Source organism: Caballeronia udeis (genome assembly GCF_001544555.2).
In the GTDB taxonomy this organism is placed as follows: Bacteria; Pseudomonadota; Gammaproteobacteria; order Burkholderiales; family Burkholderiaceae; genus Caballeronia; species Caballeronia udeis.
This window is the reverse complement of record NZ_FCOK02000174.1, coordinates 1-2,312: the sequence shown is the minus strand read 5'-3', so window position 1 is coordinate 2,312 and position 2,312 is coordinate 1. Positions and strand designations below refer to the sequence as shown.

The 2,312-nt window shown below is 53.7% G+C and carries 3 protein-coding genes; all 3 read left to right on the top strand.

What is annotated here, in order from left to right:
• Window positions 1-373: 373 nt before the first annotated feature.
• The 3 genes from AWB69_RS44975 to AWB69_RS44970 all read left to right on the top strand — a co-directional run bounded on the left by AWB69_RS44975 (window position 374) and on the right by AWB69_RS44970 (window position 2,294).
• A complete protein-coding gene (locus AWB69_RS44975; protein ID WP_062093200.1) occupies window positions 374-1,675 on the top strand; it encodes a tyrosine-type recombinase/integrase in 1,302 nt (433 codons plus the stop codon).
• 269 nt (window positions 1,676-1,944) lie between these two features.
• Entirely contained in the window at window positions 1,945-2,067 is a 123-nt protein-coding gene (locus AWB69_RS50540; protein ID WP_269447533.1) for a hypothetical protein, read from the top strand.
• Window positions 2,068-2,087: 20 nt separating this feature from the next.
• Complete coding sequence (locus AWB69_RS44970; protein WP_156529220.1) at window positions 2,088-2,294, top strand: hypothetical protein; 207 nt, start codon at window positions 2,088-2,090, stop codon at window positions 2,292-2,294.
• Window positions 2,295-2,312 lie beyond the last annotated feature (18 nt).

The following is a 2,312-nucleotide window of genomic DNA, read 5'->3' as shown; positions in this document are numbered from 1 at the left end:
CCCAGTAGCTATCCTGCGCTCGCACGCATAACAGCGTGAAATCAATGGCTTATGTTTGTGATCGAGTCAAAGTTCGGTCTAGTTAGTGCCTAAATTTTGTGCAGCGAGAGAAAATGAAAAAACCCGCACAGCCTTACGCTGTGCGGGTTTTGTTCTGGTCGGGGCGAGAGGATTTGAACCTCCGACCACCTGCACCCCATGCAGTTTTAATCTATTCCCAGCAAATCCAAACTTGTCCGAATTTTATCGTTAAATTCCCATCGTATAAGGGTTTGACGGTATTCTGTGTCCAAATAATTCCGAGGACTTCCAAGATGGTCCGGCGAAAACGGGGGGCACTTTGGGGGGCACTTCTAGGGATTGGAGGTCGAATATGGCAGCGTTGACGGTAAAGGGCTTGCAGGCTATCAAGGCCACTGAGGCAGGGATGCGACTGCGCGATGGTGGCAACCTGTACGGCGACGTTCGCCGTGCCAAGGATGGGCGAATCACGATTATGTTTCGTTGGCGTTTCCGGTATGACGGGAAGAAACATGACTTCACATGCGGCACGTGGCCGGGGGTAACGTTGGCCGAAATAAGGAGGATTCGCAACGAGGCCGAACGCGTTCTCGCATCCGGAGTGAATCCGAATGACCACGATAGGAACGAGCGGGCTGCCAGGCAAGAGGCGGTGATTCGGGAGATCGAACAGAGACAGGCTAAGGCGCTAGCAGAGGCAGCAAAGGTGACGGTGCGCCAACTCTTCGAAATGTGGGCTGAGATGGACCTTGCCGACCGGAACGATTCAGGCGCCGAGACCAAGCGCGGGTTCGAAAAAGACCTGCTTCCTGCACTCGGTGATCGTTATGCCGTCGATATCACCCGTGCCGATGTTATGGGGGTGCTCGATCGCATTAAGGGGCGGGGTGCTTTACGCTTGGCAAATCGAGTATTAGCTGAAATTCGTCAGATGTTTGGTTTCGCCGTGATCCGCGAGATCGTCATCTTTGACCCAACCTCCGGTATCCAGAAAAAACACGTGGGCGGTCAGGACAAAGAAAATGATCGAATATTAAGCGACGATCAGATCAGGGCGCTTTCCGCTGCCCTCAAAGCCGCCGAATTGCTCGAGAGCACCCGGCACGCAGTCTGGTTGATCCTCGCCACCACTGTAAGGATCGGCGAGATCATCAAGGCGAAGAAAACCGCTATCAATCTCGACGCCGGGACGTGGCGCATTCCGCCGAGCGTGGCGAAGAATAAAGAATCACACGTGATTTTCCTGTCGCCATTCGCACGCGAGCATCTACGTAAGCTGATGGAGTTGTCCGATAGCGAGGTGTGGCTAATGCCTTCGCGGAGTGATCCGGACAATCACGTGGATCCAAAATCGATCACGAAGCAGATCGCAGATCGGCAATTGAAGTTCTACGAGCGTGTCGCGTATAAGAAACGCAGTGCGAACGAGAACGCATTAGTACTTGGGGAAGAGTCTTGGAGTCCGCATGATCTACGCAGAACCAGTGCCACGATGATGCAGCAGTTGGGCGTCTTGCCGGTCGTGATTGAAGCGTGCCTAAATCATCGTGAAGCAAATCGGATGAAGCGAGTCTATCAGCGCTATGACTATGCCGCGGAAAAGAGGGAGGCATGGCGGTTGGTTGGCGAACGCTTGGATTCGCTCTGCAACTAGACCTGCAAGCGTAGGCGCCGCGATATAACGAATTGCAGATTGGGACAATCACCTAAAGATGTGTCGAGTCGTTTAACCAGCAAACCGGTAGTTTTTTGCGGTTTTTCAATGTCTTTTTCGCGAAGGCTGGATTTGATCCGCTGCGCGTCGCTCGTTCTCGTCGAGAATACGCAATCGGACATGATGGTTTCCATCGCTATGCACAAGCAATCCTAGCGTGACACAACCCGTCGACGGCGGGGCGAGGCACCTGTCATCTGGAAGACGATATGAATTTAGCTCGTAAGAAGCTCAAGGAAATCTTCGGACACGACAGCCTGACGATTTGCTCTTCGGTGTACGACCCGCTATCGGCCCATTCGGCGGGGAGTGCCGGTTTGAGATTGGCCTGATTGCCGGCTCTATGGAGCCCATGATGGTGCTCGGCGCGCAGGATATCGCGCTAGTCACGTTGACCGAGCTCGCACAGATTGCGGCACAAGCATGTGGAGCGTCGGCGATTCCGCTTCTGGTAGACGCTGACCACGGCTACGGAAATGCCCTCAATGGCGCGTGCACCGTTAAAGGCCAGTTCAAAAAGAGCTCGGAAGGGCTGTTTACTTTTCCACGAAACGGTTAACCTTGGATACCTGAACAA